Source organism: Microbacterium sp. R1 (assembly GCF_015159725.1).
Taxonomy (GTDB): domain Bacteria; phylum Actinomycetota; class Actinomycetes; order Actinomycetales; family Microbacteriaceae; genus Microbacterium; species Microbacterium oxydans.
This window is the reverse complement of record NZ_JADDUD010000007.1, coordinates 51,138-71,506: the sequence shown is the minus strand read 5'-3', so window position 1 is coordinate 71,506 and position 20,369 is coordinate 51,138. Positions and strand designations below refer to the sequence as shown.

At 68.0% G+C, this 20,369-nt stretch carries 18 protein-coding genes and 1 tRNA gene; 15 read left to right on the top strand and 4 right to left on the bottom strand.

Annotated features, from left to right (window positions below; genetic code table 11):
• The first annotated feature begins 36 nt into the window (after positions 1-36).
• Positions 37-1,569, top strand: coding sequence for a lysine--tRNA ligase (lysS, locus tag ILP86_RS19115; RefSeq protein WP_058631529.1), 1,533 nt, complete (start codon positions 37-39; stop codon positions 1,567-1,569).
• A 13-nt stretch (positions 1,570-1,582) separates the two neighbouring features.
• Here the strand turns inward: lysS and ILP86_RS19110 are convergent, their stop codons facing one another.
• On the bottom strand, positions 1,583-2,701 hold the full coding sequence (locus ILP86_RS19110) for a DUF4192 family protein (protein ID WP_061018211.1): 1,119 nt from the start codon (positions 2,699-2,701) through the stop codon (positions 1,583-1,585).
• Between the two features lie 112 nt (positions 2,702-2,813).
• Between ILP86_RS19110 and ILP86_RS19105 the strand changes: the two genes are divergently transcribed.
• The 3 genes from ILP86_RS19105 (at position 2,814) to ILP86_RS19095 (ending at position 5,309) form a co-directional block, all read left to right on the top strand.
• Positions 2,814-2,987: a hypothetical protein gene (locus tag ILP86_RS19105; protein WP_164734077.1), complete on the top strand. Its 174-nt coding sequence runs from the start codon at positions 2,814-2,816 to the stop codon at positions 2,985-2,987.
• Between the two features lie 87 nt (positions 2,988-3,074).
• Positions 3,075-4,535 carry a cardiolipin synthase gene (cls, locus tag ILP86_RS19100; protein WP_046746734.1) on the top strand — a complete coding sequence of 487 codons (1,461 nt, stop codon included), beginning with the start codon at positions 3,075-3,077 and terminating at the stop codon, positions 4,533-4,535.
• A 45-nt stretch (positions 4,536-4,580) separates the two neighbouring features.
• On the top strand, positions 4,581-5,309 hold the full coding sequence (locus ILP86_RS19095; RefSeq protein WP_193762697.1) for a hypothetical protein: 729 nt from the start codon (positions 4,581-4,583) through the stop codon (positions 5,307-5,309).
• 19 nt (positions 5,310-5,328) lie between these two features.
• On the opposite strand, the gene ILP86_RS19090 is transcribed toward ILP86_RS19095, so the two are convergent.
• Positions 5,329-6,327: a diacylglycerol kinase family protein gene (locus ILP86_RS19090; protein WP_113680717.1), complete on the bottom strand. Its 999-nt coding sequence runs from the start codon at positions 6,325-6,327 to the stop codon at positions 5,329-5,331.
• 76 nt (positions 6,328-6,403) lie between these two features.
• Between ILP86_RS19090 and ILP86_RS19085 the strand changes: the two genes are divergently transcribed.
• Entirely contained in the window at positions 6,404-6,931 is a 528-nt protein-coding gene (locus ILP86_RS19085; RefSeq protein ID WP_193762696.1) for an RNA polymerase sigma factor, read from the top strand.
• A gap of 34 nt (positions 6,932-6,965) precedes the next feature.
• On the opposite strand, the gene ILP86_RS19080 is transcribed toward ILP86_RS19085, so the two are convergent.
• A complete protein-coding gene (locus ILP86_RS19080) occupies positions 6,966-7,346 on the bottom strand; it encodes a nuclear transport factor 2 family protein (protein WP_058631524.1) in 381 nt (126 codons plus the stop codon).
• 110 nt (positions 7,347-7,456) lie between these two features.
• Here ILP86_RS19080 and serS point away from each other — a divergent pair, with 110 nt between their 5' ends.
• The 9 genes from serS (at position 7,457) to ILP86_RS19035 (ending at position 17,243) form a co-directional block, all read left to right on the top strand.
• On the top strand, positions 7,457-8,773 hold the full coding sequence (serS, locus tag ILP86_RS19075) for a serine--tRNA ligase (RefSeq protein WP_061018213.1): 1,317 nt from the start codon (positions 7,457-7,459) through the stop codon (positions 8,771-8,773).
• The gene (locus ILP86_RS19070) at positions 8,770-9,591 is read left to right on the top strand and encodes an HAD family hydrolase (RefSeq protein ID WP_113680714.1); all 822 of its coding nucleotides are present in this window, start codon (positions 8,770-8,772) and stop codon (positions 9,589-9,591) included. Before serS ends, ILP86_RS19070 begins: the two co-directional genes overlap by 4 nt.
• 42 nt (positions 9,592-9,633) lie before the next feature.
• Positions 9,634-9,718, top strand: a tRNA-Ser gene (locus tag ILP86_RS19065).
• A gap of 51 nt (positions 9,719-9,769) precedes the next feature.
• Positions 9,770-11,020 carry an LCP family protein gene (locus ILP86_RS19060; RefSeq protein WP_061018215.1) on the top strand — a complete coding sequence of 417 codons (1,251 nt, stop codon included), beginning with the start codon at positions 9,770-9,772 and terminating at the stop codon, positions 11,018-11,020.
• A gap of 63 nt (positions 11,021-11,083) precedes the next feature.
• Positions 11,084-12,091, top strand: a complete 1,008-nt coding sequence (locus tag ILP86_RS19055; RefSeq protein ID WP_017204694.1) for a LacI family DNA-binding transcriptional regulator — start codon at positions 11,084-11,086, stop codon at positions 12,089-12,091.
• Positions 12,092-12,272: 181 nt separating this feature from the next.
• A complete protein-coding gene (locus tag ILP86_RS19050; RefSeq protein WP_193762719.1) occupies positions 12,273-13,904 on the top strand; it encodes a glycoside hydrolase family 13 protein in 1,632 nt (543 codons plus the stop codon).
• Between the two features lie 52 nt (positions 13,905-13,956).
• Positions 13,957-15,327, top strand: coding sequence for an ABC transporter substrate-binding protein (locus ILP86_RS19045; RefSeq protein ID WP_193762695.1), 1,371 nt, complete (start codon positions 13,957-13,959; stop codon positions 15,325-15,327).
• 6 nt (positions 15,328-15,333) lie between these two features.
• Positions 15,334-16,299: a carbohydrate ABC transporter permease gene (locus ILP86_RS19040; protein WP_193762694.1), complete on the top strand. Its 966-nt coding sequence runs from the start codon at positions 15,334-15,336 to the stop codon at positions 16,297-16,299.
• Positions 16,296-17,243: a carbohydrate ABC transporter permease gene (locus ILP86_RS19035; protein ID WP_046746726.1), complete on the top strand. Its 948-nt coding sequence runs from the start codon at positions 16,296-16,298 to the stop codon at positions 17,241-17,243. Before ILP86_RS19040 ends, ILP86_RS19035 begins: the two co-directional genes overlap by 4 nt.
• A gap of 90 nt (positions 17,244-17,333) precedes the next feature.
• Here the strand turns inward: ILP86_RS19035 and ILP86_RS19030 are convergent, their stop codons facing one another.
• A complete protein-coding gene (locus ILP86_RS19030) occupies positions 17,334-17,912 on the bottom strand; it encodes a TetR/AcrR family transcriptional regulator (protein WP_046746725.1) in 579 nt (192 codons plus the stop codon).
• A 94-nt stretch (positions 17,913-18,006) separates the two neighbouring features.
• Here ILP86_RS19030 and ILP86_RS19025 point away from each other — a divergent pair, with 94 nt between their 5' ends.
• A complete protein-coding gene (locus ILP86_RS19025; RefSeq protein ID WP_193762693.1) occupies positions 18,007-20,292 on the top strand; it encodes a glycoside hydrolase family 3 C-terminal domain-containing protein in 2,286 nt (761 codons plus the stop codon).
• Positions 20,293-20,369: the final 77 nt, after the last annotated feature.

Below are 20,369 nucleotides of genomic sequence, written 5' to 3'. Positions count from 1 at the left end.
CGGTAAACTGGGAGGGACTTCCAAGGAGCCCCCCACATGACTGACGCGTCGCCCGCGCCCGAATCGGCATCGACCGACCCCTCCACCGATGAGGACGTCCACGAGCAGAAGGCCGTGCGGCTCGCCAAGCGCGAGCGTCTGATCGAGAAGCGGTCGAACGCGGGGGGAGGGGCATTCCCCGTCGGAGTGCCCGTCACTCACTCGATCCCCGCACTGCGCGCCGAGTACGGCGACCTCGAAGCGGGTGCCGAGACCGGCGTCGTCGTCGGGGTCGCCGGCCGAGTGGTGTTCAGCCGCAACACCGGCAAGCTCTGCTTCGCCACCCTGCAGGCCGGCGACGGGTCGCGTATCCAGGCCATGATCTCGCTCGCGAACGTCGGCGAGGAATCCCTCGCGGACTGGAAGGAGTACGTCGACCTCGGTGACCACGTCTTCGTGCACGGTGAAGTCATCTCGAGCCGTCGCGGCGAGCTGTCGATCATGGCCGACGACTGGACGATCGCTGCGAAGGCGATCCTCCCGCTGCCCAACGCGTACTCCGAGCTCAGCGAAGAGGGCCGGGTGCGCAGCCGCTACCTCGACCTGATCGTGCGGGAGCAGGCGCGCAACACCGTCCGTGCTCGGGCCGCCGTGAACGCGAGCCTGCGTTCGACGTTCACGAGCCACGACTACCTCGAGGTGGAGACGCCCATGCTGCAGGTGCAGCATGGAGGAGCCTCTGCCCGCCCGTTCATCACGCACTCGAACGCGTTCGACACCGAGCTGTACCTGCGCATCGCGCCGGAGCTGTACCTCAAGCGCGCCGTCGTCGGTGGCATCGAGCGCGTCTACGAGATCAACCGCAACTTCCGCAACGAGGGTGCTGACTCGACGCACAGCCCCGAGTTCGCGATGCTCGAGGCCTATCAGGCGTACGGCGACTACAACCAGATGGCCGCGCTCACGCAGGAGCTCGTGCAGAACGCGGCGATCGCGGTCGCCGGCTCCACCACGGTGACCTGGGCCGACGGCACCGAGTACGAGCTCGGCGGTGAGTGGGACCGCATCTCGATGTACGAGTCGCTCTCGGCCGCTTCGGGTCGTGTCATCACCCCGCAGGACTCCGTCGAGGACCTCATCGCCTTCGCGGAGGCCAACGATGTGGATCTGCCACCGCAGGCCACCCACGGCAAGCTCGTCGAGGAGTTGTGGGAGCACTTCGTGAAGGGCGACCTCGTCCGCCCCACGTTCGTGATGGACTTCCCCGTCGACACGTCGCCCCTCGTGCGCGAGCATCGTTCGATCGCGGGCGTCGTGGAGAAGTGGGACCTGTACATCCGCGGCTTCGAACTGGCGACGGGATACTCCGAGCTCGTCGATCCCGTGATCCAGCGGGAGCGCTTCGTCGAGCAGGCCAAGCTCGCAGCACGCGGCGATGTCGAGGCCATGCCCGTGGATGAAGAGTTCCTTCGCGCCCTCGAGCACGGCATGCCGCCGTCCGGCGGGATGGGCATGGGGATCGACCGACTGCTGATGGCCATCACGGGTCTGGGCATCCGGGAGACCATCCTCTTCCCTCTGGTGAAGTAGTCCACGGAGTCGTTCATCCCATCGGGCCGCGCCGGAACGCCCATTCCGGCAGCATGGCCCCGCCGATCATGGTCTCCAACAGTGCGGCGAGCGAGTACCGAGGGTCGATCTCGCGCACCATCTCGAGGTAGCGGCCCGCGTGACTGGCGCGCCCCAGCGCCCAGGACAGCCACGCGGCCACGGTGAGCGGGGCGGGTCGCGAGTGCCGGGGTGCACGGGCGGCTGCCTCGCGCGCGACCGAGAGGGCGCACCGCAGGCGTTCGGTGTCGGGCGTCGGTCCGCGTCCGAGGAACACGTCGCCCACTTCGTCGGGAACCATGATCCCGGACTCGGCGAAGGCGGTCTGGGCGTCGAGCGTGCGGATGCCTCCCGCGAGGTCGGTCGCCCATTGCGCGATCGCCACGTCGCGCAGCAGCGGCTTCTCCAGACACCACAGCAGCGCGGCTGTCGCGAAGGGCGGAAGCCCGTCGGGTGCAGCCAGCACCGACTCGAGGAACGCGGGCACGTCGTCGAGCAGGACGAGTGCGGCGATGAGCTGAGGGTTCTCCCTGGCGCTTCGCGGAGCGCGCCCGCGCCGATCGAGGAGCGCGTCGAGGTCGGCGGATGCTCGCCCGACCCGCTCCTTCTCCGCCAGATCGACGGTCGGCAGCTCCGTGCCGACGTTCTGATCTCCGGACACGTCTTCCATCGGCGGCAGGTCGGACGGAATGCGGATCTGCGCGAGAGACCCGAGCTCCGGTTCCTCCTCGAGGTAACTCGACCAGCCGGACGGCGTCACGCACAAAGCGTCGACGACTCGCAGACCCGCATCCTCCGCGCAGCCGAGCACCTCGTCGATCACCACCGCGTGCGGGAGCACCAGGCCGTCGCGCGTCGGGTGCGCATCCTGATCGGTGTAGACGACGACGGCCACCGCATCCGTTCCGGAGACCCGTGCCACGAGCCCGACCGCGTTGTCGGCATAGCGACCGACATCGGTGCTCTCCTCGGGGAGGTCCAGACGCATGGCACCGTCGGTGCGCGAGCCGCGGAACGGGAGGAGGACGATGCTCCGACGGGGCGTGAAGCCGGCGAGAGAGGGGACGATGCCGAGGAATGCGGCGGAATCGGTGGCGCGGAGAACTGTGGTCATCTCGAGAGTGTGCACGTCGGCGGGGCGGACGGGAGGGGAAAAGGGGGCTTGTGGACGCAGATCCTGTGAGTGCCGGAGTGTGCACGAACAGTGGCTCGCGTACCATGGAGGGATGGACAACTTCTGGCTCGCCGCGGCATGGTCGCTTCTGCCGACCGTCGGAGTGAGCGTCGTGTTCTTCCTCGTGGTCCGAGGCATCCTCCGTTTCGACCGCACCGAACGCAAGGTGCACGCGCAGATCGAAGCCGAGGAGCGCGCAGCGCGGGGCCTCCCGCCACGCGGCTGATTCCCACCCCATCGGCTACTGTGAAGCCAGTGCATCTGCTCAGATGCGCGTGAGCTGTGACGGTCACTGCGGTGGCGAGGGGGCACGATGACGGCGGATAGCTGGGCATGGTGGATCGCCGCCTTCCTGCTGATGCTCGACATCGTCATCCGCGTCACTGCGATCATCGTCATCCCCCGCAACCGCCGCCCCACCGCCGCGATGGCGTGGCTGCTCGCCGTCTTCTTCATCCCTTTCGTCGGCGTCTTCCTGTTCCTCATGATCGGCAACCCACGCCTCCCGCGGGCGCGTCGACGCAAGCAGGATCAGATCAACGAGTACATCGCGGAGACCAGCGAGCACCTGCACTTCGGGACCCTGCGCCCGAACGCCCCTGCGTGGTTCGGCCCGATCGTGCAGATGAACCAGAAGCTCGGCGCTCTCCCGCTCTCCGGCGACAACGGCGCCCACCTCATCTCCGACTACCAGGAGTCGCTCGATGAGATGGCCGAGGCCATCCGCACCGCGCAGGAGTACGTGCACGTCGAGTTCTACATCCTGCAGTCGGACGACTCGACCGACAACTTCTTCCGCGCCCTCGAAGAGGTCTGCGCGCGAGGGGTGGAGGTCCGCGTGCTGCTCGATCACTGGGCGAACCGCGGAAAGCCCCGCTACAAGCAGACCATCGCGCGACTCAACGCGATGGGGGCGGACTGGCACCTGATGCTCCCGGTGCAGCCGCTCAAGGGCAAGATGCAGCGCCCCGATCTGCGCAACCACCGGAAGCTCCTCGTCGTCGACGGCAACATCGCATTCCTCGGGTCGCAGAACATCACCGATTCGACCTACAACCTGAAGAAGAACATCAAGCGAGGACTGCACTGGGTCGACCTGATGGTCCGTCTCGACGGTCCCGTGGTGTTGAGCGTGAACGCGATCTTCGTCGCCGACTGGTACAGCGAGACCGACACGGTGCTCGAGGGCATCGACATCGCCCACGCGAACATCGGCTCCGGGGATCTCGACTGCCAGGTCGTGCCCTCCGGCCCGGGGTTCGAAGTCGAGAACAACCTCCGTCTCTTCCTCGCACTGCTCTACGCGGCGAAGAAGAAGATCATGATCGTCAGCCCTTACTTCGTCCCCGACGAAGCCCTGCTCCTCGCGGTCACGGCCGCCGTCGACCGTGGCGTGCACGTCGAGCTGTTCGTCTCGGAAGAGGGCGACCAGGCGATGGTCTATCACGCCCAGCGCAGCTACTACGAGGTTCTGCTCAAGGCGGGAGTGCGCATCTGGATGTATCGCAAGCCCTACATCCTGCACACCAAGACGCTCACGATCGACGAGGAGGTCGCGGTGGTCGGGTCGAGCAACATGGACATGCGCTCCTTCGGTCTGAACCTCGAGGTCTCGATGCTGGTGCGCGGCGAGGAGTTCGTCGCCGAGATGCGGGAGGTCGAGGACAAGTACCGCTCCCTCAGCCGTGAGCTGACGCTGGAGGAGTGGATGCAGCAGCCGCTGCGCTCGACCGTGCTCGACAACCTCGCCCGCCTCACCTCCGCGCTGCAGTAGTCGTCGCGCTATCCGTCGCGAGTCCGCGAGGGCTACCCTGTGAGCATGACCTCCGCGCTGCGTCCTCTCGCCCCTGTCGTCGGTCTCGTCGCCGCGGCGCTCCTCGTCGCCGGCTGCACCGCGAGCCCCGGTTCGGAGACGCCGACGAGTTCCCCTGCGCCGAGCGCGGGCGGCGTCGACGACCGGAACGACATCGAGGGTGCGCTGCTCGACGACGGACGCATGTTCGCCGTCGTCACGGTGGGCTCCTCCACGTGCGTCCCCCAGGTGGACCAGGTGAGCGCCGAGGGACAGACCGTCACGGTCACTCTCGTCGACGCCGAGGGCGAGTCGCCACGGCCGTGCACGAAGGACCTCGCTCCGCGGGCCAGCATCGGCGCGCTTCCGCAGGGCGTGGATCCGACAGCCGACATCACCCTCGAGGTCACCTACGGCGACATCACCGACGACGTCGACCTCGACGGCGACCCCGCCGCGACGGGCACGCCCGGCACGTCGACCGAGTACCTGCCGTCTGCCGGCTGGTCCGGCGACGGCGCTCTGGTGCTGCTCACCTGGGGATCGTCGTCCTGCCCGCCGGAGATCGAATCCCTCGAGGGGTCGGGGAACAGCGGCACGGCGACGTTCGTGACGGATGAGACCAAGGCCTGCACGATGGACATGGCTCCGCGCGCCACGCTGCTCTCCTTCGGGGACGACGCGGTCGATGACGACGCGCCCTTCACCCTGACCCTCGTCGGCGGAGGCCTCGAAGGCACGGTCGAGGTGCGCTGAATCCGAAGCCCGCGGTCCTTCAGAGGATGTGCACGGGGTGGCCCGTCGGCAGCGCCAGCAGAAGCGCCCCCGGGTCTGCCCAGCAGGTGATGCGCACGGCTTCCCCGAACTCGTCGCCGTCGAGCTCGATCGGGATCGGGTCGGGCGCTGCAGCCTCGGCCGCGGCCCCGTGGAAGTAGTGGACGGAGGCGTTCTTCCCGCGCCGTTCGAGGACTCGGCGTCCCGCGCGGAAGCGTCGCAGCACGGAGTTGTCCCACCAGATCTTCCGCCAGACGGCGAACCAGCCGAGCATGCCGGTCGGCTGGATGACCGCCACGTCGAGGGCGGCGTCGGTGATCGATGCCTCGGGGATCAGGGATATCCCGGCAGGGAGCGTGCCGCAGTTCGCGAACAGCAGGCTGTAGGCGCGATGGGTATGCAGGCGCCCGTCGTCGATCTGGTAGACCGCGCGGAACGGCTTCGCGCGAGGCAGGGAGCGGGCGGCGCCGTCGACGTACGCGATCCACCCGACGGATTTCTTCAGATCGGAGCGGGTGTTCGCGATCATGTCGGCGTCGAGACCCATTCCGGCGAGGACGACGAACGCATGCTGCGCCTCCTCACCGTCCTGTCGAGTCAGCCGCGCCCAGCCGATGTCGATCGGGTGTCGGAAGTCGCCGAGCGCCGCCTGGATCATCTCGGTCGGGTCGCCCAGCGGGAGCCCGAGATTGCGCGCGAGCAGATTCCCTGTGCCGCTGGGTAGGATCGCCAACGGCACCCCGCTGTTCGCGATCGCCTCCGACACGGCGCGCACCGTGCCGTCGCCTCCCGCGACCAGCACGACGTCCACCCCGCGCTCCAGCGCCTGCGCCGTGGCGAGCTGGCCGGCGTCCTCGACGGTCGTGGGGTAGAACGCGGGATGCTCCCAACCGGCCTCCCGGGAGAGATCGCGCACTCGAGCCCGGAGGTGCTTGCCGTCGACCTTGATCGGGTTGTAGATGAGCGCCGCCTGTCGCCGGACGGGTTCGCTCGTGGTCATGGCGCTACTCTAAACCGCGATCCACTCGGGTCGCCCATCCGGCGCCGGGCCTTCCCTGCGCGAGGAGAATGGAGACATGCGCGATGACTCCGACGACACCGCTCGCACGTTGCTCTCCGCGATGATCGAAGGCGACCCCGATCGTCTGCGGCGACGGAGCATCTCGCTCGGGGTTCCCGTCGACGACGCCGACGACGCGGCGCAGAACGCGCTGCTGCGCGCCTGGAGGTCGATCTCTCACCTCGACACCCCGCAGCCAGGGCGCATGTGCGCCTGGCTCGACGTGATCGCCAGGAACGTCGCCGTCGACCTCGCCAGACAGCGCTCCCGTCGCCCCGCCGCGACGCTGGAAGGGGCGGCGGACGAGCACGTCAGCGTCGAGTCCGTCGTCGAGGCGCGAGTCCTGCTCGACGGAGCAATGGCGGCTGTGCATGCGCTCCCACCCACGCTTCGGGAACCACTGCTGTTGACGGTAGCCGACGGGCTCTCGGCGGAGGAGGTGGCGACGCGACTCGGAATCGAACCCGCCGCCGCCCGGCAGCGCATCTCGCGGGCACGCAAGGCGCTGAAGGCCTGCCGCGGCACAGGCATGGGGGTGGCGTGAGGGAGACTCTCCTGCAGGTCTCCCTCACGTCATCTCAGGCGGTCCCGAACGGGTTGTCGATCGCGTAGCGCCAGCCGTGCGCATCGTCGTACACCGCGACGTCGGCGGTCGTCCCGGCGAGGGAGACCTCCGACCCGTCGGGTGCGACGCCCGAGATCGTCCAGTCGGCGACCGCGAGGCCGGTGCCCGCGCTCTCGAAGACGTGACGGACCGTCATCGAGATCGGCAGGTTCAGGCCGAGGAACTGCTCGAGCGCGCCCCTCACGGCTTCCGTGCCGGTGACCGGTGTCCCCGGCGCGGGGACGAAGACCACCTCCGGGGTGTTCAATGCCATCAATCCGTCGAGGTCACGGGCGTTGAAGCGGTCGGCGAACGCCAGGTTCAGCTGATCGAGGGCGGTGACGCGAGTGCTCATGGGTGTTCCTTTCCGAGGGTCGGCGGAATGCCGGCCGTTGCAGAGGAAGACGCTGCTGCGCCGAGAGTGTGACATCCGAGAGGGTGTGACGATCACCGTAGACTTGGTGGATGATCGACCTCGCACTCCTCCGCGACAATCCGGAGATCGTCCGCCGCTCGCAGACTGCTCGTGGAAACGACCAGAGCACCGTCGACGTCGCACTCGAGGCCGATCGATCGCGCCGGTCGGCGCTCTCCGCATTCGAGGAGCTGCGAGCAGAGCAGAACGCCTTCGGGAAGCTGGTCGCGAAAGCCCCGAAGGAGGAGAAGGCCGCCCTGGTCGCGCAGGCCAAGGACCTCGCCGAGCGAGTGAAGCAGGCCCAGCACGCCGCGAACGAGGCGGCTGAGGCCGCGGCCGCGGCCCTCGCCCGGATCGAGAACGTCGTCATCGACGGTGTACCGGCCGGTGGCGAAGCCGACTTCGTCGAGCTGCGGCGTGTGGGAGACGTGCCCGCTTTCGACTTCGAGCCGAAGGACCACCTCGAGCTGGGCGAGCTCCTCGGTGCGATCGACATGGAACGCGGTGCCAAGGTCTCCGGCGCCCGCTTCTACTTCCTGCGCGGCATCGGAGCACGTCTCGAGATCGCGCTGATGAACCTCGCGCTCGACAAGGCGCTGCAGAACGGCTTCGTGCCCCTGATCACCCCGACGCTCGTGCGCCCCGAGATCATGCAGGGGACGGGCTTCCTCGGCGAGCACGCCGACGAGGTCTATCACCTCGACAAGGACGACGATCTGTACCTCGTCGGCACCAGCGAGGTCGCGCTCGCCGGGTACCACAAGGACGAGATCGTCGACTTGACGGACGGTGCCCTCCGGTACGCCGGCTGGTCGACGTGCTACCGGCGTGAGGCGGGCTCGCACGGCAAGGACACCCGAGGCATCATCCGTGTGCACCAGTTCAACAAGCTCGAGATGTTCGTCTACACGACGGCCGAGGACGCGGAGGCCGAGCACCTGCGCCTCGTCGCGCTGCAGGAGGAGATGCTGACCTCCCTCGGCCTCGCCTACCGCGTGATCGACGTCGCAGCGGGAGATCTCGGTTCGAGCGCCGCCCGCAAGTACGACATCGAGGCCTGGGTCCCCACGCAGGGTGCCTTCCGCGAGCTGACGTCGACCTCGAACTGCACGACGTTCCAGGCCCGACGTCTCGATGTGCGGTACCGGCCGGTGGTGGAGACCGCGGATGGTGCGGCGCAGGGCGCGGCGAAGACGCAGCACGTCGCCACGCTGAACGGCACGCTCGCCACGACGCGCTGGATCGTGGCGCTGCTCGAGACCCATCAGCAGGCGGATGGATCCGTGCGCGTCCCCGAGGTGCTGCGCCCGTATCTCGGCGGCCTCGAGGTGATCGAGCCGCTCGCTGAGGGGCGGGCCGCACGATGACGGACGCCTGGCTGGTCGGCCTCGACGTCGACGGGACCATCCTGCTGCAGGACGAGACGATGAGCCCCGGTGTTCCGGAGGCGATCGCCCGCCTGCGCGACGGCGGACATGTCGTCACGATCGCGACCGGACGAAGCTGGATGGCGACGCGGCGCTACGTCGAGGAACTCGGACTGACCGCTGACTTCGTCGTCTGCTCCAACGGGGCCGTGACGATGCGGCGCTCGGGCGATGACTGGGAGCGTTGGAACGTGGAGACGTTCGACCCCACCCCGGTTCTCGGTCTGCTGCGAGAGCGGCTGCCCGACGCCAGGTACATGGTGGAACTGGCTTCGGGGCAGCGGCTGTTCACGGAGCAGCTCGACGACTGGACGCTCGACGGCGGTCGACAGGTCGACTTCGACGAGCTCGGAGCCCTTCCCGTCTCGCGCATCGTCGTCGTCTCTCCCGGTCACGACGAAGAGGACTTCCACCGTCTGGTCGCTGACGCCGGTCTGAACGAGGTGTCGTACGCGATCGGCTGGACGGCGTGGCTGGACATCGCACCGCAGGGTGTGGACAAGGGCACGGCGCTGGAGCAGGTGCGTACCGAGCTCGGTCTCGGCGAGGGGCGCATCCTCGTCGCCGGGGACGGGCGCAACGACATCGGGATGTTCGGCTGGGCGCGCGCGCTCGGTGGTCGGGCGGTGGCGATGGGCCAGGCTCCGGACGTGGTGAAGGAGGCAGCCGGCGAGGTCACCGCAGATGTCGTCGACGGTGGCCTGGCGCGAGCGCTCGACACGCTTCCAGCCCCCGCCCAGGTCAGCGCCGGAGAATAGAACTCGGCTAGACTCACGCCTGGTCGGCAGAAGTGCCTGCCGGGAGGGTTGTCCGAGCGGCCGATGGAGCTGGTCTTGAAAACCAGTGGGCAGAGATGTCTCGTGGGTTCGAATCCCACACCCTCCGCATTGTGAGCACGGTGTCCCCCGCACCGGCGCTGAATCCGAAAGGTCCCGAGTGAGCCAGAACCCCCGACGCCGGCACACGATCGCGCGCCATGGTCAGCTGGGTACTCCCGGTACCGTCGGCCAACTCCTGAAGTTCATCGCCATCGGCCTCGCCGTGGTCCTGGTGAGCGGCCTCGGCGTCGGCGCCTACGTCTTCTACGACCTCACGAGCACGGTCTCGGCGAATGCTGTCGAGATCGAGGGCCAGGACCCCATCCCGCCGGACATCGGCGAGTACGAGGGCGGCTTCAACATGGTGCTCACCGGGGTGGACACCTGCGAGGAGAAGTACAAGGACCTGTTCGGCGAGCGGTGCACGGGAGCTGACGCCGAAGGAACACTCAATGACGTGAACCTGCTCGTCCACGTCTCGCAGGAGCCGCGCCGCATCACGGTGGTCAGCTTCCCCCGAGACCTGATGGTCCCGATCCCGTCCTGCACGGACAAGAACGGCAACGCCACCTCTGCGATGAGCAAGCAGCCGCTGAACACGGCGTACACGGACGGCGGCCTGAACTGCGTCGTGAAGACCATCTCCGAGCTGACCGATCAGGAGATCCAGTTCGCGGCCGGCGTCACCTTCGGCGGCGTGATCGAGATCACGAACGCCATCGGAGGCGTGGACGTCTGCCTCGCCAACCCGATCAAGGACCGCTACACCGGACTCGACATGGCTGCGGGCACGCACACGGTGGAGGGGCTGCAGGCGCTCCAGTTCCTGCGCACCCGCCACGGGGTCGGTGACGGCAGCGACCTCGGCCGCATCGGCAATCAGCAGCAGTACATGTCGAGCCTGGCCCGCAAGATGATCAGCGGCGAGGTGCTCGGCAACGTCCCGGTGATGCTCAAGCTCGCGAACACCGCGATCCAGAACCTCGAACCGAGCGAGTCGCTCACGAATCCGATGACGCTCGTGCAGATCGCGCTCGCGGTCAAGTCCGTGCCGTTCGAGGACATCGTCTTCGTGCAGTACCCCAACGGCGCGGACTCGGCGAACCCCAACAAGGTCGTCCCCAACTACACCGCAGCTGCTGCGCTCTGGGATGCGCTCGCCGAGAACGCGCAGCTGCAGATCACGCACGAGAACAACCGCAACGACGGTGTGATCGTGCAGGAGCCGACCACAGCCGGCGAACAGCCGACCGACACGGCGGCGACTCCGGACCCGGCAGCGACCCCCGACAACGTCGTGGCGCTTCCCGATTCGATCAAGGGCAACTCCGCCGCGCAGCAGACCTGCTCCAACGGCAACGTCCGCTGACGACTCCGCGAGGGAGCGCAAACCGCTTGCGCCTTCTTGCAAGGACTTGCGTACACTGGCTGCATGTCGAAGCGACTCGCCGAGGTGGCCCGCAAGGTCGGAGTGAGTGAGGCGACGGTCAGTCGCGTGCTCAACGAGAAGCCGGGGGTCTCGGACGCCACGCGCCAGGCGGTCCTCACCGCCCTCGACGTCCTGGGCTACGAGCGGCCGACGAAGCTGCGCGGAGAACGCGCCCGCCTCGTGGGCCTGGTGCTGCCCGAGCTGCAGAATCCGATCTTCCCCGCATTCGCCGAGATCGTCGGCGGTGCGCTCACCCAGAACGGGTATACGCCGCTGCTCTGCACGCAGAATGCCGGAGGTGTGACGGAGTCGGACTACGTCGACCTGCTCCTCGCGCAGCAGGTGTCCGGCGTCATCTTCCTCGGGGGGAACTACACGCAGGCCGACGCCGCGCATCAGCACTACGAGCGCCTGCGTCAAGTGAACCTCCCGACCGTGCTCGTCAACGCCCGCGTGCCGGAGCTGCCGTTCGCCACGGTGTCGACCGACGACGCCGCCGCCGCGGAACAGGCGGTGCTGCACGTGCATCAGCTCGGGCATCGGAAGATCGGCCTGCTGCTGGGGCCGGAGGATCACATCCCGTCCCGCCGCAAGCTCGAATCGGCGCGACGTCTGCTCGAATCGCTCGGCGCACCGCTGGCGGACGAACTCGTCGTGCGCGGCATGTACTCGCTCGAGTCCGGCCAGGCGGGCGCTTCACGACTGTTCGCCGCCGGTGCGACGGCGATCGTGTGCGCGAGCGACCCGATGGCGCTCGGGGCGGTGCGCGCGGCGCGGCGTGCCGGGCTGTCGGTGCCGGGTGACGTGAGCATCGTCGGATTCGACGACTCCGCGCTGATGAGCTGCACCGAGCCGCCGCTGACCACGGTTCGGCAGCCGATCGAGTCGATGGGGCGAGCTGTGATCGCCCTCCTGCTCGCGCAGATCGCCGGCACGGCTCAGCCGAGCGACGAGCTCCTGTTCGAGCCCGAACTGGTGCTGCGCGCCTCGACGGGGCCCCTGCCCCTCTGACCACGGGTCCCCGAAGGGGCGCTGATTGTCGTGCCCGCAAATCATCGCAAATTTGCGACAACTCGTTTAGTTCTTGCGTTAAGTGATTGAGAAAGCTACATTCGACTCATCGCCACCGACGACGAGGAGTTCCGTGGACACTGACGTTCTGCGCACGACGGCACCCGCCGGCACCCTGACCATGCCTGCTGGAGACGGCTGGTGGCGGACGGCCGTGATCTACCAGGTGTACGTGCGCAGCTTCGCGGACGGAAACGGCGACGGTATCGGCGATCTCGCGGGTGTCCGCTCGAGGCTCCCGTACTTGAAGAGCCTCGGGGTGGACGCGCTCTGGTTCACCCCGTGGTACCTGAGCCCCCTCGCCGACGGCGGGTACGACGTGCAGGACTACCGCCGCATCGATCCCCGTTTCGGCTCCCTGGAGGAAGCGGAGCAGCTGATCGCGGAGGCGCTCGCTCTGGGCATCCGCACGATCGTCGACATCGTGCCCAATCACATCTCGGATCAGCACGAGTGGTTCCAGCGGGCGCTGGCGGCGGGTCCAGGCAGTCCGGAGCGGGAACGGTTCTGGTTCCACCACGGCCGCGGGGAGCACGGCGACGTCATCCCGACGAACTGGGTGTCGAGCTTCCAGGGCGAGACCTGGTCGCGCACGCGGAACCCCGACGGCACCGACGGCGAGTGGTACCTGCATCTGTTCACCCCCGAGCAGCCGGACCTGAACTGGAACCACCCCGATGTGCGACGTGAGCACGAAGACGTCCTGCGGTTCTGGTTCGACCGCGGGGTCGCGGGTGTCCGGATCGACTCGGCGGCTCTTCCCGTCAAGGACCCCGCGCTTCCCGACCTCCCCGCAGGTTCGGCGCCCACGGTGGACCATCCACACATCGACCGCGGCGAGCTGCACGACATCTATCGCGAGTGGCGTGCGGTCGCCGACGAGTACGACGGGGAGCGGGTGCTCGTGGGCGAGGTGTGGCTCGAGGATGCAGAGCGATTCGCCCGGTACCTGCGCCCGGGGGAGATGCACACCGCCTTCAACTTCGGCTTCATGACGCAGCCGTGGAGTGCGCGTGCCATGCGCGATTCCATCACCCGCACCCTCGCGGAGCATGCGCCGGTCGGTGCCCCGGCCACGTGGGTGCTCTCGAACCACGACGTCACGCGTCCGGTCACGCGGTACGGGCAGGCGGATTCCTCTTTCGCCTTCGAGCGCAAGCGCTTCGGCACCCCGACCGACCCGGCTCGCGGTGCGCGAAGGGCCCGCGCCGCCGCGCTGCTCGTCGCCGCGCTGCCGGGCAGTCTCTACATCTACCAGGGGGACGAACTCGGCCTTCCTGAGGTCGAGCTGCCGCTCGACGCGATCGAAGACCCCATGCACTTCCGCTCCGGCGGGGTCGACCCGGGACGCGACGGCTGCCGAGTGCCGCTGCCCTGGACGGGGGCGACGAGCCCCTACGGCTTCGGTGGCGCTCCCTGGCTGCCGCAACCCGAGGACTGGGCGGCGCTCACCGTCGAGGCGCAGGATGCGGACCCCTCTTCGACGCTCAACCTGTATCGCACGGCGATCGCTCTGCGACGGCGCATCGACGACTTCGCCGGCGACCACCTGGAGTGGCTCGAACTGGGCGCCGACGTCCTTTCATTCCGCCGTGGTGACGGCACGCTCAGCGTCACCAACCTCGGGGCGGTCGCCGTGCCGCTGCCTGCACACCATGAGGTCCTCCTCTCCAGTGCGCCGCTCGACGGCGTGCTCCCACCCGACTCCACAGCCTGGCTCGCTCTGCGCGCCACCCCCACGCGCTCGCAGTGAGCGCCGTCGTGATCCTGCACCACCCGTTCAGCACCACATGGAAGGACAGACAATGAAGTCACCAACGAAGGCCATGGTCGCCGGCATCGCCGTGCTCGCGACGGTCGGCGCCCTTGCCGGATGCACGTCCGCCGGCGACGGGGACGGCGCCGACGGACGCCTCGAGCTGCGCGTCGCGACGTTCCCGCCCGGGGCGGATGCGGCCGCGTACGATGCGTTCGCCGCGCAGGAGAAGCAGTTCGAGAAGGAACACCCCGATATCGACATCATCGGTGTCGAGTACGAATGGGAAGGCCCCACGTTCGCCGTGCAGCTCGCCGGGGGAAGCCTGCCCGACGTCTTCACCGTGCCGTTCACCGACTCCAAGACCCTGCTCGAGAACGGGCAGCTGATGGATGTGACCGACGCGATCGAAGAGCTCGGCTACACGGACAAGTTCAACCCCACCATCCTCGACGGGGTCACCGGCGCCGACGGCAAGATCTACGGCTTCCCGCGGCAGGCGTACGCCGCAGCACTGCACTACAACCGCGACCTGTTCGAGCAGGCGGGGCTCGACCCCGACAGCCCTCCGGAGACGTGGGACGAGATCCGCGAGGCCGCCAAGAAGATCACGGACGCCACCGGCAAGGCCGGCTATGCGCAGATGGCCATCAACAACACCGGTGGATGGCAGCTCACGTCGCAGACCGTGGCCCGTGGTGGCCGCACGCAGACCGACAACGGGGACGGCACCGCCGAGTCGACGATCGACAACGACGCGACCAAGGCCTCCCTCCAGTTCCTGCACGACGTGAAGTGGGAGGACAACGCCTTCGGCTCGAAGGTCGACCTCGACTGGGGGACCATCAACCAGGAGTTCGCCGCGGGCAACATCGGCATGTACACCTCCGGCTCCGACATCTACACCGCTCTCGTGCGCGACTTCGGCATGGACTCGGACATCTACGGCATGACCGTCGTGCCCATGGAAGGCGACGACCCCGGCACGCTCGGCGGCGGTGACATCGCGGTGATCAGCCCCACGGTCGACGACGCGACCAAGGAAGCCGCAGTGACCTGGATCGACTGGTACTACATGCAGAAGCTCATGGACAAGGACGCCGCGGTGCTCGACGCGAAGACCCTGAACGAGTCGGGCCAGGCCGTCGGCACTCCGCTGCTGCCGGTGCTCAGCCGCGAGCTGTACGACGAGTCGCAGGAGTGGATCGCCGACTACATCAACGTGCCGGTCGACCAGATGGCGCCGTTCAGCGACCGCATCTGGGATCAGACGCCGGTGGGGGAGCCGAAGGTCAAGACGCAGGAGGTCTACGCCCTGCTCGACACCGTGGTGCAGAAGGTCCTGACCGACCAGAACGCCGACATCGACGCTCTCCTTGCCCAGGCGCAGAGCGATGCGCAGGCGAAGCTCGACGAGTAACCCTTCATGACGATGACGCTCCCCGAGCAGCGGGCGGCGGTGGAGAATTCTCCGCCGCCCGCTGTGCGCCGCTCCCGCCGCCGCTCACCCCTCACCTGGTTCCGCGGCGGCGGGCTCGCGAACCTCCTGTTCGTGCTCCCGATGCTGTTCGTGTTCGTGTTCTTCTCATGGTCGCCGATCGTGCAGTCGGTGGTCATGAGCCTGCAGAAGACCAACCTGATCGTCTCCGAGTGGGTCGGGTTCGACAACTACCTCGCGGTGATCGGTGACCCCGAACTCGGCCGCGCTGTGGTCAACACGCTGTGGTTCGCCGTGCTCGCTCTGCTCTTCGGGTTCCCGCTGCCCCTGCTGATGGCCGTACTCATGAGCGAGGTGCGCCGCGGCAAGGGCCTCTATTCCGCGCTCGCCTATCTCCCGGTCGTCATCCCGCCGGTCGTGGCCGTGCTGCTGTGGAAGTTCTTCTACAGTGCCGATCCGTCCGGTGTGTTCAACACCGTGCTCGGGTTCGTGGGCATTCCGCCGCAGCCGTGGATCCAGGACGCGGTGCAGGCCATGCCCTCGCTCGTGCTGGAAGCCACCTGGGCCGGAGCCGGCGGATCGATCATCATCTACCTCGCGGCGCTCCTGGGTGTGCCTCCGGAGCTCTACGACGCGGCCGAGGTCGACGGTGCCGGCGTCTGGAAGAAGGTCTGGCACGTCACGCTGCCGCAACTGCGCGGCATCCTCTTCATCATGCTGATCCTGCAGGTGATCGCGACCGCTCAGGTCTTCCTCGAGCCGTTCCTGTTCACCGGCGGTGGCCCCGCGGGAGCGACCAAGACCGTGCTGCTGTACATCTACGACAAGGCCTTCCGGAACAGCCTGGGCGGCGACTACGGCGAGGCCACGGCTGTCTCGGTGCTGCTGGCGATCATCCTCGCCCTCCTCTCCTGGCTGTACTTCAAGCTGACCGACCGTTGGAGCACGACGTGAGCCTCACCACCCGCCTCTCGACCCGCGCCGCAGAGAGGGCCGCGGAGAAAGCCGCTGACAGTGCGGGCGATCGCACCGTCATCTCCGACTCCGAACGTCGGCGCCCCGGCATCCGCATCGGGATGACGCTCACGCACGTGTTCCTCGCCGTCGGGCTGGTCGTCGCCGGACTCGGTCCCATCCTGTGGCTCGCGAAGTCGGCGATCACGCCGACGCAGGACACCCTGCAGCAGCCGTTCGCGCTGTGGCCGAACGGCATGGACTGGGAGAACCTCTCGACCGCGTGGAACGACATCCACATCGACCAGTACTTCCTCAACACGGTGATCATCGCGCTCGGGGCCTGGTTCGTGCAGCTGTTCATCGCGACGACGGCGGGCTATGCGCTCTCGGTGCTGCGCCCGACTTACGCGCCCATCCTCAACGCGCTGGTGCTGGCGACGCTGTTCATCCCCGGGATCGTGCTGCTGGTGCCGCTGTACCTGACGATCGTGCGTCCACCGCTGCTGGGCGATGTGAGCCTGCTCAACAACTACCTCGCGGTGTGGCTGCCGATGGGCGCGAACGCCTTCAACATCCTGCTGGTGAAACGGTTCTTCGACAGCCTTCCGCGCGAGGTGTTCGAGGCCGCGCGCACGGATGGCGCCGGGCCCTTCCGGCTGTTCTGGTCGATCGTGCTGCCGATGTCGAAGCCGATCCTCGGGGTGGTCTCGGTCTTCGCGATCATCGCCGCGTGGAAGGACTATCTCTGGCCCATGCTGGTGCTGCCCGATCCCGCGGTGCAGCCGCTGTCGGTGCGGCTCCCCGCCGTGCAGTCGCAGACCGAACTGGACGTGTTCCTGGCCGCGCTCGCGATCGCGACCCTGATCCCGATCGCGATGTTCCTCGTCTTCCAGTCGGTGTTCCTGCGCTCGGCAGGTCTCGGCGGTGCCGTGAAGGGGTGAGACGCGTCGAGACCCACGTTCCGCGTCGAGACCCATCGCCGGCGACGCATCCTGCGATGGGTCTCGGCGATGGTGATGGGTCTCGACGACTCAGGTGGGTGGAGTCGGAGGAAGCAGTGCGTCGATGAGTGCGCCCATGATGCCGGGCATGTCGACGGTCGGGTCGATCATCCACTGCAGCTGAAGTCCGTCGGACGCGGCCTGGATCACGCGGGCGAGGGCGTCCGGATCCAGGGGGGAGCGGCGACCGTCGGCTCCGAAGCCGTCGGCGATCGACTCCCTCAGCCGCTCGCTGCGGTCAAGGAAGTACTGGTGGGCCGGATGCTCCGGGTCGGCGGCATCCACCGAGAGCCGCGAGAACAACGCGACGATGCCGGGAACCTCGGTGTTGTGGCGGATCACGTCGAGGAAGGCGGTGCGGGCATCGTCGGCCCCGAGTCCTGTCGGGTCGAGACCGTCATGCGCATCGCGGGTGCGGAGCACCTCGGTGAAGAGCTCCTCCTTCGATCCGAAGTAGTGCAGGAGGGCGGCGGGTGTGACACCGACGACCTCGGCGATCTCCTTGAGCGAGGCGTTCTGATACCCCTTGCGTCCGATCACGTCGAGGGCGCTCTCGAGGATCTCCTCGCGCCTCGCGACACCCTTCGCGTATGAACCTCGTCGTGCCATGACTCGACCCTAATCCTGAATGACGTTTGAAATCTAATACTGAAAGGCATAAGGTTTTCGCAAGGACATCGCCGTCGCCCGCGAAAGGAACACAATGACCGAGAACTCGGCTTCCGACCTGACCCTCGAGGAGAAGGCTTCGCTCACCAGCGGTGCGGACTTCTGGACGACGAAGGCGATCGACCGCGTGGGCATCCCGTCGGTGATGATGACCGACGGACCGCACGGTCTGCGCAAGCAGTCGGGCAGCACCGATCACCTCGGCCTCGCGAGCAGCGTCCCGGCCACGTGCTTCCCGCCCGCCGTCGGTATCGGCTCATCGTGGGATCCCGAGATCATCGAGCGGGTGGGCGCCGCGATCGGCATCGAGGCCGCGATCGAGGACGTCGCGGTCGTGCTCGGACCCGGCATCAACATCAAGCGCTCACCGCTGTGCGGCCGCAACTTCGAGTACTTCTCGGAAGACCCGATCGTGTCGGGCGTGCTCGGAGCCGCGTCCGTCCGCGGCATCCAGTCGAAGGGCGTCGGCACCTCGCTCAAGCACTTCGCTGCGAACAACCAGGAGTTCGACCGCATGCGCGCGAGCTCCGACGTGGATCCGCGTCCGCTGCGGGAGATCTACCTGCGCGGATTCGAGCGTGTCGTGAAGGACGCTGCGCCGTGGACGGTCATGTGCTCGTACAACAAGCTCAACGGCGTCTGGACCTCCGAGGACCCCTGGCTGCTCACCAGCGTGCTCCGCGACGACTGGGGCTTCGACGGCCTCGTCGTCTCGGACTGGGGAGCCGTGAACGACCGCGTCGCCGGCGTCGCCGCAGGACTCGACCTGGAGATGCCCTCGTCCGGTGGGAGGACGGATGCGCAGCTCGTCGCAGCCGTGCGCGCCGGCGAACTCGCCGAGAGCGTGCTCGACACCGCAGCCGGTCGCGCGATCGACCTCGTGCGCAAGGCCGCCCGGCGTCCTGCCGTGTCCGGCCCGCTCGACGTCGACGCGCACCACGCGCTGGCCAGGGAGGCCGCTGGTCGGTCCATCGTGCTGCTGAAGAACGACGGTGCGCTGCTGCCGCTCGCCGACGACCAGAAGGTCGCCGTGATCGGCGCGTTCGCGACCGAGCCGCGGTTCCAGGGAGCGGGCTCTTCGCTGATCAACCCCACGCGCATCGACGAGGCCCTCGACGGACTGCGCGCCGTCGGCGGCGACCACGTCACCTACGCCGCGGGCTTCGCGGTCGAAGGTGGTGCCATCGCCGCGTCCGGACGCTCTGCAGACGACCTGCGGGCGGAAGCCGTCGACATCGCGACGGCGGCTGACGTGGCCGTGCTCTTCCTCGGGCTCCCGGCCGCGGAGGAGTCGGAGGGCTTCGACCGCGACCACATCGATCTGCCCGCCGAGCAGCTTGCGGTGCTCGATGCCGTGCTCGCGGTGAACCCTCGTGTCGTGGTGGTGCTGTCGAACGGCGGCGTGGTCGCGCTCCCCTTCGCCGACCGTGTACCCGCGATCGTCGAGAGCTGGCTGCTCGGTCAGGCGGGCGGCAGCGCTGTGGCTGACGTGCTCTACGGGACGGTGAACCCCTCGGGCAAGCTCACCGAGACCGTGCCGGTGCGGCTCGAGGACAACCCCTCGTTCGGCAACTTCCCCGGAGAGTTCGCACATGTCCGCTACGGCGAGGGCCTGCTGGTGGGCTACCGCTGGTACGACGCGAAGGGTCTCGACGTGACCTTCCCCTTCGGCCACGGTCTCTCCTACACGACGTTCGAGTACGCACCTGCGACGGCCGAGGTCGGAGCGGACGGCGACATCGTCGTGCGCGTCGACGTCACGAACTCCGGAGACCGCGACGGCCGCGAGGTGGTGCAGGTGTACGTGGCTCCGGCGACATCGATCGTGCAGCGCGCACCCCGCGAGCTCAAGGCATTCTCCTCCGTCGCGCTCGCCGCAGGGGAGACCCGCACGGTCGAGCTGGTCGTGCGGCGCGAGGACCTCGCCTACTGGGATGTCCGCGTCGACCGCTGGGTGGTGGAGGGCGGCGAGTACATCGTCGACGTCGCCGCCTCCAGCCGCGACATCCGCTCCACCGCGACCGTCGACATCGCCGGAGACACGGTGCGCCAGGAGCTGACCATGAACTCCTCGGTCGGCGACCTGATGTCGCACCCCGTCGCGGGCCCGATCGTGCAGCAGGCTCTCGGTGGTCTTCTGGGCGGGTCCGGCGGCGATGCGGCAGCGGCGTCGATGATGCCGAACGACGAGGCGATGCAGAAGATGATGGCGTCGTTCCCGATCGGTCGCCTGGCCGGTTTCCCGGGCCTTCCCGTCGACTTCGAGCAGATCGAGCAGCTCATCGCCGCAGCGAACGCGGGGGACTCAGCCGCCCGCTGACCCGTCGGTGCCAAGCGACATTCCGGTCGCACTTTCCATCGCTCCCGCCGAGCGGGAACGACGGAGAGTGCGACCGG